Consider the following 12,564-nt stretch of genomic DNA (forward strand, 5'->3'; position numbering starts at 1 on the left):
GGAGCCTATGGTAAGGGGGGCACAAAATTGGCCCCCGCGAGAAACGCGAAGAGGCCCGGTCGCCCGGGCCCAAACGCGGGGTCGTCCGCAGATCGGCGCGATTAGACGCGACGACGTTTACGCGGACGGCAACCGTTATGCGGGATCGGCGTTACGTCTTTGATCGACGTAATGGTGAAACCAACCGCCTGAAGCGCACGAAGAGCAGATTCACGTCCCGAACCCGGGCCTTTAACCTGAACTTCAAGGGTTTTCATGCCGTGTTCAGCAGCTTTTTTACCTGCGTCTTCGGCAGCAACCTGTGCAGCATACGGGGTCGATTTACGCGAACCGCGGAAACCCATACCACCAGCGGTCGACCAGGAAATGGTATTACCCTGAACGTCGGTGATGGTGATCATGGTGTTGTTGAAGGTCGCGTTTACGTGCGCGATACCGTTCGTAATGTTCTTCCGCTCGCGGCGACGCACGCGAGTCTGAGGAGCTTTTGCCATTGTCTGTCCCCTACCTTACTTCTTCTTGCCAGCGATCGGCTTAGCCGGGCCCTTGCGGGTGCGGGCGTTGGTGTGGGTACGCTGACCGCGTACCGGGAGACCGCGACGATGACGCAGGCCGCGATAGCAACCCAGATCCATCAGACGTTTAATGTTCATTGCGGTTTCACGACGAAGGTCGCCTTCGACGGTGTAATCAGCGTCGATGACTTCACGCACCTTGAGAACCTGGTCATCAGAGAGCTGATGAACGCGGGTTGCTGCTTCGATGCCAACCTTTGCGCAAATTTCTTTAGCTTTCGCCGGGCCAATGCCGGTGATGTAGGTAAGCGCAATCACGACGCGCTTAGCGGTCGGGATGTTTACGCCAGCAATACGAGCCACTGTGTGAGACTCCTGTTTCCTGTTAACAAACCCTGCGGCAGATCCGGTAGGACGGGGCGCTGCAAAAGCGGGCCAGCAATACTGCCAACCCGCCAGCAAAAAAATGCCCTGCCCGGGAAATTACCCCAGGATGGCTTCTATCTCGCGCGTAACTTCGTCGATTTCGGCCATCCCGTCAACTGTTTTCAGCTTACCGGCATTCTCATAGTAGGGAATGATCGGTGCTGTCTGCTTGTGATAAGCTTCCAGTCGCGAGGTGACCGTCTCGGCATTGTCATCCGCACGGCGTTTGAATTCGGTGCTGCCACATACGTCGCAAACACCGTCCTGCTTGGGTTTCTGGAACTCATCATGGTATCCCTGCCCGCATTTCGCGCAGGTGTAGCGACCAACGATACGTGCCACAAGGGCGGCATCATCAACCCGCAACTCGATCACATAATCAAGTGCCAGTCCCTTGGTTTCCAGCATCACATCCAGGGCATGTGCCTGGGCTGTGGTGCGCGGAAAACCGTCCAGGATGAAACCGTTCTTGGTATCATCCTGATCAAGTCGTTCGGAAATCAGACCGATCATCAGATCGTCGGAGACGAGCTTGCCCGCATCCATGACTTCCTTTGCCTTCTGCCCCAGCTCGGTACCGGCCGCGACCGCTGCACGCAGCATGTCACCGGTCGAAAGCTGAATCATGCCGCGTCCCGTTTCAAGACGCTTTGCCTGGGTCCCTTTGCCAGCACCCGGAGGGCCAAGAAGGATAATGTTCATTGTTGTCCGTCCCCCTGATGGTCTTGGTGGCGCCGCCTTAGCGGCGGCGTCCACGCAATTTGGATTTCTTGATCAGGCCTTCATACTGGTGTGCCAGCATATGCGACTGGATCTGTGCTACGGTATCCATGGTTACCGTGACAACGATCAGCAAGCTAGTCCCACCAAAGTAGAACGGCACCGACCATTCGGCGATCAGAAGCTCTGGCAGGATACAGACAAATGCCAGATACGCTGCACCGATGACCGTCAGGCGGGTCAGGATGAAATCCAGGTAGTTGGCGGTATTCTTGCCCGGACGGATGCCCGGAATGAAGCCGCCATGCTTTTTCAGGTTGTCTGCCGTATCTTCCGGGTTGAAAACAACCGCGGTGTAGAAGAAGGCAAAGAAGACGATCAGCGCGATATACAGACCGATATAAAGCGGCTGGCCACGGCCAAGCAGTGCTGTCACCGTGCTAAGCCACGCAGGCGCATCCGCACCGGCAGTGAACTGTGCAACCGACAGCGGCATCAGCAGAAGCGAGCTTGCAAAGATCGGCGGAATAACGCCGGCCGTATTGATCTTGAGCGGCAGATGCGAGCTCTGACCTTCCATGACCTTCATGCCGACCTGGCGTTTCGGGTACTGGATCAGAACACGGCGCTGGGCACGTTCCATGAACACGATGAAGGCAATGACGGCAATCGCCAGCACGATGATCGCAACGATCACCAGTGCCGAAATCGCGCCGGTACGGCCAAGCTCAAGCGTGCCCGCAATCGCGGCCGGAAGGCCCGCAACAATACCGGCGAAAATGATAAGCGAAATGCCGTTACCGATACCGCGCTGGGTGATCTGTTCGCCCAGCCACATCAGGAACATGGTGCCGCCAACCAGGGTCACAACCGCAGTAAAGCGGAAGAACATGCCCGGATCATGAACCGCAGAGCCGGATGAACCGCTCATGCTTTCAAGACCAACGGCAATGCCCCATGCCTGGATCGTGGCGATCACAACGGTCAGATAACGGGTATATTGATTAATCTTTTTACGCCCCTGTTCGCCCTCTTTTTTCATAGCCTCAAGGCTTGGCGAAACAGTGGTCATCAGCTGAATGATGATCGAGGCGGAGATGTAAGGCATGATGTTCAGCGCGAAGATGGTCATACGCCCAAGCGCACCACCAGCAAACATGTCGAACATGCCCAGGACGCCACCAGCATTCTGCTGGAAAATATCAGCAAGAATGGACGGGTCAACGCCGGGAATCGGGATATATGTTCCCAGACGGTAAACTATAAGCGCGCCCAACGTGAACCAGATGCGCTTTTTAAGCTCGGTTGCCTTAGAAAAAGACGACCAGTTCAGGTTCGCGGCAAGCTGCTCGGCGGCCGATGCCATGCACTTATCTCCCAATAGGCTAAAACTGGAGGGTCCGGTCCCGTAATCTTGGGAACCGGACCCTCACGTAGTCATAGAGGCTTATTCTGCGGTTTCTGCTGCGGCAACCGGAGCAAGAACCTTGACCGAGCCACCCGCTTTCTCGACGGCTTCGATAGCCGACTTGGAAGCACCGGTGATTTCGATGTTCAGTTTCGCTTTCAGTTCGCCTTTAGCGAGCAGACGCAGACCGTCTTTCTGCGGACGGGCCAGGCCTTTTTCGACCAGAACGTCGATGGTGACATTCGCACCTTCTTCAAGAACACCGTTATCAACGGCGGTCTGAAGGGTACCAAGGTTCACGACACCGAACAGTTTCCGGAACGGATTTTTAAAGCCGCGCTTCGGAAGACGACGGTAGATTGGCATCTGCCCGCCTTCGAAGCCATTGATCGCTACACCGGAACGGGACGTCTGACCCTTCTGACCTGCGCCAGAAGTTTTGCCTTTGCCCGAACCGATACCGCGACCGACGCGGGTGCGCGCCTTGCGGGCACCCGGGTTATCGGCAAGTTCGTTGAGTTTCATTAATCAACACCTTTTCGATCTGGGGGCCAATCAGGCCTCGTCCACGCGGACGAGGTGCTTGACCTTGGCGATCATACCGCGAACAGCCGGAGTATCTTCCAGCTCACGAGTCCGGTGCAGTTTGTTCAGGCCAAGACCCACAAGGGTCTGGCGCTGATCAGCCGGACGTCCGATCGGCGAACCCGTCTGGGTAACGCGAACGGTCGCTTTTTTCTTAGCAGCCATATCGAATTACTCCTTTTCGAGAACGGCGGCCGCAGCCGAACCGCTATCGCGACGGGCAACGATCTCGCCAACCTTCAGGCCGCGTTTTGCAGCGACCTGACGCGGTGAAGCGCCGTTGACCAGAGCGTCAAGAGTTGCACGGATAACGTTGTGCGGGTTGTTCGAACCGGTGCATTTGGACACGACGTCCTGAACACCCATGGTTTCGAAAACTGCGCGCATCGCACCGCCAGCAATGATACCGGTACCAGCCGGAGCAGAACGGAGAATAACCCGACCTGCACCAAAGTGGCCCTGCACATCGTGGTGAAGGGTACGGCCTTCACGCAACGGAACGCGGATCATGTTGCGCTTGGCTGCTTCGGTAGCCTTGCGGATCGCTTCCGGAACTTCACGGGCTTTGCCCGTGCCGTATCCGACGCGACCGCGCTGGTCACCGACGACAACCATTGCGGAGAAAGCAAAGCGACGGCCGCCCTTAACGACTTTCGCGACGCGGTTGATACCAACCAGCTTGTCGACGAGTTCGTTTTCTTCACGGGCTTTCGGCGCCTGCTGCTGCTGTTGTGTATTCTGATTACGTGCCATGGTCGTGCTCCTTAGAAGTCCAGACCGCCCTCACGGGCGGCATCGGCCAGAGCTTTCACCCGGCCATGGAACAAATACCCGCCACGATCAAATACGACCGTTTTCACACCAGCGGCAACGGCACGTTCGGCAATAGCTTTACCGACCAGCACAGCTGCTTCGGCATTGCTGCCTTTGCCACCGAGATCTTTCTCGGCCGACGAAGCGCAGACAAGAGTCTTGCCTGCCAGATCGTCGATAATCTGTGCATAGATATGCGCGTTGGAACGGTGCACGCTGAGGCGCGGGCGACCGGCCGCTTTCTGGCGGATCGCAAAACGAACGCGGCGTTTGCGGCGCTCGAAGAGGTTTCTCGCGTTTTTCATCGTGCCAGTCCTTACTTCTTCTTGCCTTCTTTGCGCAAGATATACTCGCCTTCGTAACGGACACCTTTGCCTTTGTAAGGCTCCGGACCGCGCCAGCCGCGTGCATTTGCAGCGAACTGACCAACGAGCTGTTTATCTGCGCCAGAGATGGCGATAAGGGTCGGCTTTTCTGCGACGACGTTAAGACCCGCGGGGATCTCCATTTCCACGTCATGAGAGAAGCCAAGCTGCAGAACCAGTTTATTGCCCTGGACCTGCGCACGGTAACCAACACCGGTGATTTCCAGTTTCTTGGTGAAGCCGTCCGAAACCCCGGTTACGAGGTTTGCGATATTGGCGCGTGTGGTACCCCAAAGGGCACGGGCGCGCTTGGTATCGTTGGCCGGTTTCACGGTGATCTGGTTGTCATCCTGTGAAACAGTTACGTCCGAGGTCAGCGGCAGACGAAGCTCACCGAGCTTGCCTTTTGCACTGATCTGTTCTTCGGTCAGGGTGATGGTAACGCCGCTAGGCACGACCACCGGGTTTTTTCCTACTCGCGACATCGTTGGCCCTCCTTAGAATACCTTGCAGAGGATTTCGCCGCCGACATTCTGCTCGCGAGCCTCCTGATCCGACAGAACCCCTTTCGGAGTGGATAGGACTGCGATGCCCAAGCCGTTGTATACTTTCGGAAGATCTTTGATCTTCGAATACACACGACGACCCGGGGTCGAGACGCGGTCGATCTGCTTAATCACGCCTTCGCCCTCAAAATATTTGAGTTCGATGTTGATTTCGCTGACGCCCTTGCGAATTTCATTAATGCTGTAACCGCGGATGTAACCTTCGCGCTGGAGAACATCCAGCACACCGGTACGCAGTTTTGAAGCCGGCGAAGCAACGTTGGATTTACCAACGCGCTGACCGTTGCGGATACGCGTGAGCATATCGCCTACGGGATCAGTCATCGACATGTGATGTCCTCCTTACCAGCTCGACTTCACCATGCCCGGGATCTGACCACGCGAAGCAAGTTCACGAAGCGCGATACGGGACAGGCGGAATTTGCGATAGACACCGCGCGGACGACCGGAAACCTGGCAGCGGATACGCTGACGGATACGGGCCGAGTTACGCGGCAGCTGGGCGAGTTTGATCACGCACGCGATACGCTCTTCAGGAGAGGTCTCGCGATTGTTAATGACCGCTTTAAGGGCGGCACGCTTGGCAGCATGCTGCTTAGCCAGGCGCTCACGTTTAAGTTCGCGCTGAACGGCGCTTTTCTTGGCCATGGGCCAACCTCCAGTTAGTTTCCGAACGGAAGATCAAAGCCCTTGAGAAGGGCGAGAGCTTCGGCGTCGGACTTTGCCGTGGTGCAAATGATGATGTCCATCCCGCGGACCGAGTCGACTTTGTCGTACTCGACTTCAGGAAAGACGAACTGTTCCTTGAGGCCCATGGCAAAGTTGCCACGACCATCGAAGGATTTTTTGTTCAGGCCGCGGAAGTCACGAACGCGCGGAAGCGCGACCGAAACCAGACGGTCCAGGAACTCGTACATACGGTCGCGACGCAGGGTCACTTTACAACCGATGTTCATGCCTTCACGAAGCTTGAAAGCCGCTACCGACTTTTTCGCCTTGGTGAAGATAGGCTTCTGACCGGTGATGGCAGCGAGATCCGCTGCCGCACCTTCCAGCTTTTTGCGATCCTGGGTGGCGTCGCCGACACCCATATTGATCACGATCTTCTCGAGGCGCGGAACCTCCATGGAGTTCTCGTAGGAGAACTCCTTCTGGAGTGCGTCACGCACCACTTCTTTGTAATGTTCGCGCAGGCGCGTCATTTTTCCGTCCCTCAGTTGTCGATGACTTCGCCGCTGAGCTTCGCTACGCGAACCTTGCGACCATCATCGAGGGTCTTGAAACCGACGCGGGTCGGCTTGTTTTCTTTCGGGTCGACAATCGCCACGTTGGAAACGTTGATTTTCGCTTCCTTCTCGACGATGCCGCCAGCATCAGCACCGGTCGGACGCTGGTGACGTTTCACCAGGTTGATGCCCGAAACCAGAACTTTGTTCTCGGTCGGGAAAGCGGCGATAACTTCGCCGGTTTTCCCTTTGTCTTTACCCGTAAGAACAATGACGCGATCACCCTTTTTAATCTTGGCAGCCATTACAGCACCTCCGGGGCAAGCGAAATGATCTTCATGTAACCACGCGAACGGAGTTCACGGGTCACCGGGCCGAAAATACGCGTACCGATAGGCTCACCGTTCGCATTAATAAGAACGGCAGCATTACGGTCAAAGCGGATCGCCGAACCATCGGAACGACGAATTTCCTTTGCGGTCCGAACGATGACAGCTTTGTGTACTGCACCCTTCTTAACACGACCGCGCGGAATGGCTTCCTTGACGGAAACCACGATAACATCACCGACATTAGCGGTTTTGCGCTTCGAGCCGCCCAGCACCTTGATGCACTGAACACGGCGAGCGCCGCTATTATCGGCAACGTCCAGATTGGACTGCATCTGGATCATGGGTTTACCCCTTGACTATGGTTGGGCTGAGGACTCACTCCTCGACCACTACTTCCCAAGACTTCAATTTCGAGATCGGCCGGCATTCGCGAATACGAACGACGTCACCCGTCTTGAAGCGGTTCTCTTCATCATGCGCGTGGAATTTCTTCGACTTGCGCACATACTTTTTATACAGCGGGTGCATGACCTGGCGTTCCACACGGACCACCACAGTCTTGTCGTTTTTTGTCGAAACGACTGTCCCCTGCAATACACGCCTCGGCATGTGTCTTAACTCCTATGCGTGTCCAGTTAGGCCGCAGTAGCACCCTTCTCGTTTCCGAGAAGGGTTTTGATGCGGGCGATATCACGGCGGACCTTACGGACCTGCGCAGTGTTCTCGAACTGACCGGAAGCCTGCTGGAAACGCATATTGAACGATTCCTTACGCAGGTCGAGCAGCATCTGTTTTAGTTCATCAGCGCTTTTCGCGCGGAGATCAGCAATTTTCATCACTAATTACTCCCCTTCACCAAGACGCGTGACAAACTTGGTCTTGATCGGCAATTTTGCCGCTGCGAGCTCGAAAGCCCGACGTGCAAGATCCAGCGGAACACCGTCAAGTTCAAACATAATCCGACCCGGTTTTACACGTGCCGCCCAATATTCGACCGAGCCTTTGCCTTTACCCTGACGGACTTCAGCAGGCTTTTGCGATACCGGGAGATCCGGGAAAACGCGGATCCACACACGGCCTTGACGGCGCATGTGGCGGGTGATCGCGCGGCGGGCCGCTTCGATCTGACGCGCCGTTATACGCTCCGGCTCCAAGGCTTTCAAGCCATAAGCGCCGAAATTAAGTTCCGTACCACCTTTGGCCTCACCTTTAAGGCGGCCCTTGTGTGCTTTACGGAACTTTGTACGTTTTGGAGAAAGCATCTCTCTATCTCCTTACTTACGACCTGAACCAGCCGACTCGAGCGCTTTACGCTCGGAAGCCAACGGATCGTGAGCCATGATTTCGCCCTTGAAGATCCAGACCTTCAGACCGCAGACACCATAGGTGGTGTGAGCTTCCGAAGTGCCATAATCAACGTCCGCACGCAGGGTATGCAGCGGAACGCGACCTTCACGGTACCATTCGGTACGAGCGATTTCAGCACCACCAAGACGACCAGCAGCATTAATACGAATGCCACCAGCACCGAGACGGATTGCGTTCTGAACCGAGCGCTTCATGGCGCGACGGAACGAAACACGGCGCTCAAGCTGCTGGGCGATGTTGTCAGCGACCAGCTTGGCATCGATTTCCGGTTTACGGATTTCGATGATGTTAACCTGCACTTCCGACTTGGTCAGTTTCTGCAGATCGTTCTTGAGCTTCTCGATGTCCTGGCCTTTTTTCCCGATCACAACACCCGGACGGGCAGAGTGGATCGAGATGCGGGCTTTTTTCGCCGGACGTTCGATAATCACCTTCGAAACACCCGCCTGTTTCAGACGGTCGAAGATGTATTTACGGATCGCCAGGTCTTCATGAAGAAGGCCAGCGAAATCGGCCTTGTTGGCGTACCAGCGGGAATCCCACGTGCGGTTGATGCCAACGCGTAAACCGATCGGATTTACTTTCTGACCCATTACTCGGCCTCCTCACGTTCGCAGACGACGATGCGCATGTTGGAGAACGGCTTGATGATCTTGCCGACGCGACCGCGTGCGCGGGCCCGCCAACGTTTCATCACGAATGCCTTACCAACAGTCGCCTCTTTGATAAAGAGACGGTCAACATCGAGCTGGTGGTTGTTCTCGGCATTAGCGATTGCCGATTCCAGCAGCTTTTTGACGTCCTGCGAAATGCGTTTGTTGGAGAAGGTGAGCTCTGCCAAAGCAGCCTCTGCCTTCATACCACGGATCGACTCGGCGACGAGGTTGAGCTTACGCGGGGAAATGCGTACTGCCCGGAGCGAAGCCGCAGCCTCGTTGTCCGCCAGCCGACGGATGTCAGCTTTTTTACCCATCGTTACTTCCTCTTCGCCTTCTTGTCGGCCGCGTGACCATAGTAGGTACGGGTCGGCGAAAACTCACCGAACTTATGACCGATCATATCTTCGTTCACAAGTACCGGCAGAAACTTCTGGCCATTGTAAACCCCAAAGGTGAGGCCTACGAATTGCGGCAAAATCGTCGAGCGCCGCGACCAGGTCTTAATTACCTCATTCCGGCCTGAAGCACGGACTGTTTCGGCTTTCTTAAGAAGGTATCCGTCTACAAACGGACCCTTCCAAACGGAACGCGCCATAGTCTAGCCTCCTCCGTTAGCTCTTATGACGACGGCGCATGATGAGCGCGTCAGTCTTTTTGTTCGAGCGGGTACGTTTGCCCTTGGTAGGCTTGCCCCACGGCGTAACCGGGTGACGACCACCCGAAGTGCGACCTTCACCACCACCATGCGGGTGATCGATCGGGTTCATGGCAACACCACGAACCGAAGGACGCTTGCCAAGCCAGCGATTGCGGCCTGCTTTACCAAGGTTTGTGTTCTGCTGGTCCTGGTTGGACACGGCACCGATGGTAGCCATGCATTCACCACGAACCAAACGTACCTCACCGGAGGACAGCTTAAGCTGGGCGTAACCCTGGTCCTTGCCGACAAGCTGCACATAGGTGCCTGCCGAACGTGCGATCTGACCACCTTTACCGGCTTTCAGTTCGACGTTATGGACGATGGTACCGACCGGAATATTCTTCAGCGGTGCGGCATTACCCGGCTTAATGTCTACGCGTTCGGCTGCAACAATGTTGTCGCCGACAGCAAGACGCTGCGGTGCGAGGATGTAGGCCAACTCGTCATCGGAATAACGAACCAGGGCGATAAACGCCGTGCGGTTCGGATCATATTCCAGACGTTCGACCGTACCAACGACATCAAACTTGGTACGTTTGAAGTCGATAATGCGGTAACGACGCTTGTGACCACCACCAATACGGCGGGCGGTGATACGACCAGAGTTGTTACGGCCACCTTTCTTGCGAAGACCTTCGGTCAACGCTTTGATCGGCTTGCCCTTGTGGAGATCGGAACGATCGACAAGAACCAGCTGACGGCGACCAGGAGAGGTTGGTTTAAACTTCTTCAAAGCCATGTCTTAGATTCCCGTCGTCACGTCGATGGACTGACCCTCTTCGAGGGTAACCATCGCTTTCTTGAAATCGCTCCGGCGACCGACAGTACCGCGAAAACGCTTGGTCTTGCCTTTTACCACAGAGGTATTGACCGCCTTGACCTTCACCCCGAACAGACCTTCCACAGCAGCCTTGATCTCCGGCTTGGTGGCGTCGATCGCAACTTTGAACGCAACGGCGTTGTGTTCAGAAATCAGCGTCGACTTTTCAGTGATATGCGGGGCGCGGATGACTTCGTACATCCGCTCTTTGCTGATGATCGTCATTTGAGACGTGCCTCCAACGCTTCGACCGCACCCTTGGTCAGCACCAGGGTGTCACGGCGCAGGATGTCATAGACGTTAGCACCAATCTCTGGCAGCACATCAACCTGCGGGATGTTGCGCGCAGCGCGTGCAAAGCCCTCATTGATCTGCGCACCGTCAATGATCAGTGCAGATTTCCAGCCGAGCTTAGCGAAAGCAGCGACCAGATTCTTGGTTTTGGCGTCCGAGAATTCCGCGGAGTCCAGAACGATAAGCTTACCGTCCTTTGCTTTGGCCGACAGAGCGGTTTTCAGCGCGAGCTTACGGAATTTCTTGGTCAGATCGTGCGAATGATCGCGAACACGCGGACCATGCGCTACACCACCACCACGGAACTGTACGGCTTTACGGGAACCGTGACGTGCACCGCCACTACCCTTCTGACGTACGAACTTTTTCGTGGTCGCAGAGATCTCGCTTTTTTCCTTTACCTTGTGGGTACCGGCGCGGCGTTTTGCCAACTGCCAGTTCACCATGCGGTGCAGGATGTCACGACGAACGTCCAGACCAAAGATCTCTTCTGCGAGATCGATGTTACCGGCCTTGGACGCGTCAAGTTTAAGAATGTCGAGCTTCATGATGCTTATTCCTTATCCTCGGCGGCAGCTTCTTCAGCAGCCGGGGCAGCACCCTTTAGCGCGGCCGGGAACGGCAGACCTTCCGGTGCAGCACGTTTCACGGCATCCTTGACAAGGACATAAGCGCCGGCATGACCCGGGACAGCACCGTGAACCAGAACAAGACCCTTTGCTTCGTCGGTAGAGACGATTTTCAGGGACTGAACGGTTACGCGCGCCGCACCCATATGACCAGCCATCTTCTTACCTTTGAAGACACGGCCCGGATCCTGGCACTGACCAGTGGAACCATGCGAACGGTGCGATACAGACACACCGTGCGACGCACGCAGACCACCGAAGTTATGGCGCTTCATCGCACCGGCAAAACCTTTACCGATGGAGGTGCCGATGACGTCAACGTACTGGCCTTCAACAAAGTGGGTTGCCGAAAGTTCGGCACCGACTTCGATCAGCGCATCTTCGCTAACGCGGAATTCAGCAAGTTTGGCTTTCGGCTCAACCTTGGCTTTTGCAAAGTGACCGCGCATCGGCTTCGATACGTTTTTCACTTTTGCTTTGCCATAGCCAAGCTGAACAGCAACGTAACCGTCGGTGTCGCTGGTACGATTAGCAACGACCTGAAGGTTATCGACTTTCAGAACGGTGACAGGAAGGTGCACGCCTTCGTCCGTGAAGACGCGAGTCATGCCAACCTTCTGGGTAATAAGTCCACTACGCATTGCGGCTTACTCCCGATTAAAGTTTGATCTCGACGTCGACGCCTGCAGCCAGGTCGAGCTTCATCAGAGCATCAACGGTCTGGGGAGTCGGGTCGACAATGTCGAGAAGACGCTTATGCGTACGGATTTCGAACTGCTCACGCGATTTCTTATCGATGTGCGGAGACCGCAGAACAGTGTATTTCTCAATGCGGGTCGGCAGCGGAATCGGGCCGCGGACCTCTGCGCCAGTGCGCTTCGCCGTATTGACGATCTCGCGCGTGGACTGATCCAGCACGCGATGGTCAAACGCCTTCAGGCGAATGCGAATGTTCTGACTATCCATGTAATTATGTACCGGAGCCCTCAAAAGGACACCGGCCCCTCAACTGGAGTTGACGATTGCCGCAAAAGTGTTGCGGGCGGCTTACATAGCCGCCCGCTTCACAAAGATCAAGAGAAAATTACTCGATGATCTTGGCAACAACGCCCGCGCCGACGGTACGACCGCCTTCACG

Annotated in this window: 25 protein-coding genes; all 25 read right to left on the minus strand. The window is 55.8% G+C overall.

All coding sequences use genetic code 11. From position 1 onward, the window contains the following. Nucleotides 1-101 precede the first annotated feature (101 nt). The 25 genes from rpsK to rpsJ all read right to left on the minus strand — a co-directional run bounded on the left by rpsK (nt 102) and on the right by rpsJ (nt 12,392). The gene (rpsK, locus tag SMB34_RS14110) at nt 102-494 is read right to left on the minus strand and encodes a 30S ribosomal protein S11 (protein WP_007091484.1); all 393 of its coding nucleotides are present in this window, start codon (nt 492-494) and stop codon (nt 102-104) included. 15 nt (nt 495-509) lie between these two features. Beyond that, nucleotides 510-878, minus strand: coding sequence for a 30S ribosomal protein S13 (rpsM, locus tag SMB34_RS14115; protein ID WP_007091485.1), 369 nt, complete (start codon nt 876-878; stop codon nt 510-512). Nucleotides 879-998: 120 nt separating this feature from the next. Further along, nucleotides 999-1,643, minus strand: a complete 645-nt coding sequence (locus SMB34_RS14120) for an adenylate kinase (protein ID WP_037990968.1) — start codon at nt 1,641-1,643, stop codon at nt 999-1,001. Nucleotides 1,644-1,680: 37 nt separating this feature from the next. After that, nucleotides 1,681-3,027, minus strand: coding sequence for a preprotein translocase subunit SecY (gene secY / locus SMB34_RS14125; protein ID WP_007091487.1), 1,347 nt, complete (start codon nt 3,025-3,027; stop codon nt 1,681-1,683). Between the two features lie 81 nt (nt 3,028-3,108). Next, complete coding sequence (rplO, locus tag SMB34_RS14130) at nt 3,109-3,594, minus strand: 50S ribosomal protein L15 (RefSeq protein WP_037990970.1); 486 nt, start codon at nt 3,592-3,594, stop codon at nt 3,109-3,111. 30 nt (nt 3,595-3,624) lie between these two features. Next, entirely contained in the window at nt 3,625-3,819 is a 195-nt protein-coding gene (gene rpmD, locus SMB34_RS14135) for a 50S ribosomal protein L30 (protein WP_007091489.1), read from the minus strand. 6 nt (nt 3,820-3,825) lie between these two features. Next, entirely contained in the window at nt 3,826-4,407 is a 582-nt protein-coding gene (gene rpsE, locus SMB34_RS14140) for a 30S ribosomal protein S5 (protein ID WP_007091490.1), read from the minus strand. 11 nt (nt 4,408-4,418) lie between these two features. Further along, on the minus strand, nt 4,419-4,772 hold the full coding sequence (rplR, locus tag SMB34_RS14145) for a 50S ribosomal protein L18 (protein ID WP_007091491.1): 354 nt from the start codon (nt 4,770-4,772) through the stop codon (nt 4,419-4,421). Nucleotides 4,773-4,783: 11 nt separating this feature from the next. Then, nucleotides 4,784-5,317, minus strand: a complete 534-nt coding sequence (rplF, locus tag SMB34_RS14150; RefSeq protein WP_007091492.1) for a 50S ribosomal protein L6 — start codon at nt 5,315-5,317, stop codon at nt 4,784-4,786. Between the two features lie 12 nt (nt 5,318-5,329). Next, nucleotides 5,330-5,728, minus strand: a complete 399-nt coding sequence (rpsH, locus tag SMB34_RS14155) for a 30S ribosomal protein S8 (protein ID WP_007091493.1) — start codon at nt 5,726-5,728, stop codon at nt 5,330-5,332. A 12-nt stretch (nt 5,729-5,740) separates the two neighbouring features. Continuing rightward, nucleotides 5,741-6,046: a 30S ribosomal protein S14 gene (gene rpsN, locus SMB34_RS14160; protein WP_007091494.1), complete on the minus strand. Its 306-nt coding sequence runs from the start codon at nt 6,044-6,046 to the stop codon at nt 5,741-5,743. A 14-nt stretch (nt 6,047-6,060) separates the two neighbouring features. Next, nucleotides 6,061-6,600 carry a 50S ribosomal protein L5 gene (gene rplE, locus SMB34_RS14165; RefSeq protein WP_007091495.1) on the minus strand — a complete coding sequence of 180 codons (540 nt, stop codon included), beginning with the start codon at nt 6,598-6,600 and terminating at the stop codon, nt 6,061-6,063. Between the two features lie 11 nt (nt 6,601-6,611). Then, complete coding sequence (gene rplX / locus SMB34_RS14170; RefSeq protein ID WP_007091496.1) at nt 6,612-6,929, minus strand: 50S ribosomal protein L24; 318 nt, start codon at nt 6,927-6,929, stop codon at nt 6,612-6,614. Continuing rightward, nucleotides 6,929-7,297 (minus strand): 50S ribosomal protein L14, encoded by a 369-nt coding sequence (gene rplN / locus SMB34_RS14175; RefSeq protein WP_007091497.1) that lies wholly within the window; start codon nt 7,295-7,297, stop codon nt 6,929-6,931. The genes rplX and rplN overlap by 1 nt, the downstream gene beginning before the upstream one ends. 34 nt (nt 7,298-7,331) lie before the next feature. Beyond that, nucleotides 7,332-7,565: a 30S ribosomal protein S17 gene (gene rpsQ, locus SMB34_RS14180; protein WP_007091498.1), complete on the minus strand. Its 234-nt coding sequence runs from the start codon at nt 7,563-7,565 to the stop codon at nt 7,332-7,334. A 26-nt stretch (nt 7,566-7,591) separates the two neighbouring features. Next, nucleotides 7,592-7,792 (minus strand): 50S ribosomal protein L29, encoded by a 201-nt coding sequence (gene rpmC, locus SMB34_RS14185; RefSeq protein WP_007091499.1) that lies wholly within the window; start codon nt 7,790-7,792, stop codon nt 7,592-7,594. Between the two features lie 6 nt (nt 7,793-7,798). Continuing rightward, nucleotides 7,799-8,218 (minus strand): 50S ribosomal protein L16, encoded by a 420-nt coding sequence (gene rplP, locus SMB34_RS14190; protein ID WP_007091500.1) that lies wholly within the window; start codon nt 8,216-8,218, stop codon nt 7,799-7,801. Nucleotides 8,219-8,230: 12 nt separating this feature from the next. Beyond that, nucleotides 8,231-8,917, minus strand: a complete 687-nt coding sequence (gene rpsC, locus SMB34_RS14195) for a 30S ribosomal protein S3 (protein ID WP_007091501.1) — start codon at nt 8,915-8,917, stop codon at nt 8,231-8,233. After that, nucleotides 8,917-9,297 (minus strand): 50S ribosomal protein L22, encoded by a 381-nt coding sequence (gene rplV / locus SMB34_RS14200; protein ID WP_007091502.1) that lies wholly within the window; start codon nt 9,295-9,297, stop codon nt 8,917-8,919. Before rplV ends, rpsC begins: the two co-directional genes overlap by 1 nt. A 2-nt stretch (nt 9,298-9,299) precedes the next feature. Beyond that, nucleotides 9,300-9,578, minus strand: coding sequence for a 30S ribosomal protein S19 (gene rpsS / locus SMB34_RS14205; RefSeq protein ID WP_007091503.1), 279 nt, complete (start codon nt 9,576-9,578; stop codon nt 9,300-9,302). A 16-nt stretch (nt 9,579-9,594) separates the two neighbouring features. Next, entirely contained in the window at nt 9,595-10,422 is an 828-nt protein-coding gene (gene rplB / locus SMB34_RS14210; protein ID WP_007091504.1) for a 50S ribosomal protein L2, read from the minus strand. Nucleotides 10,423-10,425: 3 nt separating this feature from the next. Then, nucleotides 10,426-10,728: a 50S ribosomal protein L23 gene (locus SMB34_RS14215; protein ID WP_007091505.1), complete on the minus strand. Its 303-nt coding sequence runs from the start codon at nt 10,726-10,728 to the stop codon at nt 10,426-10,428. Then, nucleotides 10,725-11,345 carry a 50S ribosomal protein L4 gene (gene rplD, locus SMB34_RS14220; protein WP_007091506.1) on the minus strand — a complete coding sequence of 207 codons (621 nt, stop codon included), beginning with the start codon at nt 11,343-11,345 and terminating at the stop codon, nt 10,725-10,727. Before rplD ends, SMB34_RS14215 begins: the two co-directional genes overlap by 4 nt. Nucleotides 11,346-11,350: 5 nt before the next feature. Next, nucleotides 11,351-12,067: a 50S ribosomal protein L3 gene (gene rplC / locus SMB34_RS14225; protein WP_007091507.1), complete on the minus strand. Its 717-nt coding sequence runs from the start codon at nt 12,065-12,067 to the stop codon at nt 11,351-11,353. Between the two features lie 16 nt (nt 12,068-12,083). Next, a complete protein-coding gene (rpsJ, locus tag SMB34_RS14230; RefSeq protein ID WP_007091508.1) occupies nt 12,084-12,392 on the minus strand; it encodes a 30S ribosomal protein S10 in 309 nt (102 codons plus the stop codon). Between the last annotated feature and the right edge of the window lie 172 nt (nt 12,393-12,564).

Origin of the sequence: Thalassospira permensis NBRC 106175, assembly GCF_000714555.1 — a bacterium.
In the GTDB taxonomy this organism is placed as follows: Bacteria; Pseudomonadota; Alphaproteobacteria; order Rhodospirillales; family Thalassospiraceae; genus Thalassospira; species Thalassospira xiamenensis.

Bases quoted from the DNA above. Each gene is read 5' to 3' on its own strand.
- rpsK (WP_007091484.1), bottom strand. From the start codon at position 494: ATGGCAAAAGCTCCTCAGACTCGCGTGCGTCGCCGCGAGCGGAAGAAC.
- SMB34_RS14120 (WP_037990968.1), bottom strand. From the start codon at position 1,643: ATGAACATTATCCTTCTTGGCCCTCCGGGTGCTGGCAAAGGGACCCAG.
- secY (WP_007091487.1), bottom strand. From the start codon at position 3,027: ATGGCATCGGCCGCCGAGCAGCTTGCCGCGAACCTGAACTGGTCGTCT.
- rplO (WP_037990970.1), bottom strand. From the start codon at position 3,594: ATGAAACTCAACGAACTTGCCGATAACCCGGGTGCCCGCAAGGCGCGC.
- rpmD (WP_007091489.1), bottom strand. From the start codon at position 3,819: ATGGCTGCTAAGAAAAAAGCGACCGTTCGCGTTACCCAGACGGGTTCG.
- rpsE (WP_007091490.1), bottom strand. From the start codon at position 4,407: ATGGCACGTAATCAGAATACACAACAGCAGCAGCAGGCGCCGAAAGCC.
- rplR (WP_007091491.1), bottom strand. From the start codon at position 4,772: ATGAAAAACGCGAGAAACCTCTTCGAGCGCCGCAAACGCCGCGTTCGT.
- rplF (WP_007091492.1), bottom strand. From the start codon at position 5,317: ATGTCGCGAGTAGGAAAAAACCCGGTGGTCGTGCCTAGCGGCGTTACC.
- rpsH (WP_007091493.1), bottom strand. From the start codon at position 5,728: ATGTCGATGACTGATCCCGTAGGCGATATGCTCACGCGTATCCGCAAC.
- rpsN (WP_007091494.1), bottom strand. From the start codon at position 6,046: ATGGCCAAGAAAAGCGCCGTTCAGCGCGAACTTAAACGTGAGCGCCTG.
- rplE (WP_007091495.1), bottom strand. From the start codon at position 6,600: ATGACGCGCCTGCGCGAACATTACAAAGAAGTGGTGCGTGACGCACTC.
- rplX (WP_007091496.1), bottom strand. From the start codon at position 6,929: ATGGCTGCCAAGATTAAAAAGGGTGATCGCGTCATTGTTCTTACGGGT.
- rplN (WP_007091497.1), bottom strand. From the start codon at position 7,297: ATGATCCAGATGCAGTCCAATCTGGACGTTGCCGATAATAGCGGCGCT.
- rpsQ (WP_007091498.1), bottom strand. From the start codon at position 7,565: ATGCCGAGGCGTGTATTGCAGGGGACAGTCGTTTCGACAAAAAACGAC.
- rpmC (WP_007091499.1), bottom strand. From the start codon at position 7,792: ATGAAAATTGCTGATCTCCGCGCGAAAAGCGCTGATGAACTAAAACAG.
- rplP (WP_007091500.1), bottom strand. From the start codon at position 8,218: ATGCTTTCTCCAAAACGTACAAAGTTCCGTAAAGCACACAAGGGCCGC.
- rpsC (WP_007091501.1), bottom strand. From the start codon at position 8,917: ATGGGTCAGAAAGTAAATCCGATCGGTTTACGCGTTGGCATCAACCGC.
- rplV (WP_007091502.1), bottom strand. From the start codon at position 9,297: ATGGGTAAAAAAGCTGACATCCGTCGGCTGGCGGACAACGAGGCTGCG.
- rpsS (WP_007091503.1), bottom strand. From the start codon at position 9,578: ATGGCGCGTTCCGTTTGGAAGGGTCCGTTTGTAGACGGATACCTTCTT.
- rplB (WP_007091504.1), bottom strand. From the start codon at position 10,422: ATGGCTTTGAAGAAGTTTAAACCAACCTCTCCTGGTCGCCGTCAGCTG.
- SMB34_RS14215 (WP_007091505.1), bottom strand. From the start codon at position 10,728: ATGACGATCATCAGCAAAGAGCGGATGTACGAAGTCATCCGCGCCCCG.
- rplD (WP_007091506.1), bottom strand. From the start codon at position 11,345: ATGAAGCTCGACATTCTTAAACTTGACGCGTCCAAGGCCGGTAACATC.
- rplC (WP_007091507.1), bottom strand. From the start codon at position 12,067: ATGCGTAGTGGACTTATTACCCAGAAGGTTGGCATGACTCGCGTCTTC.
- rpsJ (WP_007091508.1), bottom strand. From the start codon at position 12,392: ATGGATAGTCAGAACATTCGCATTCGCCTGAAGGCGTTTGACCATCGC.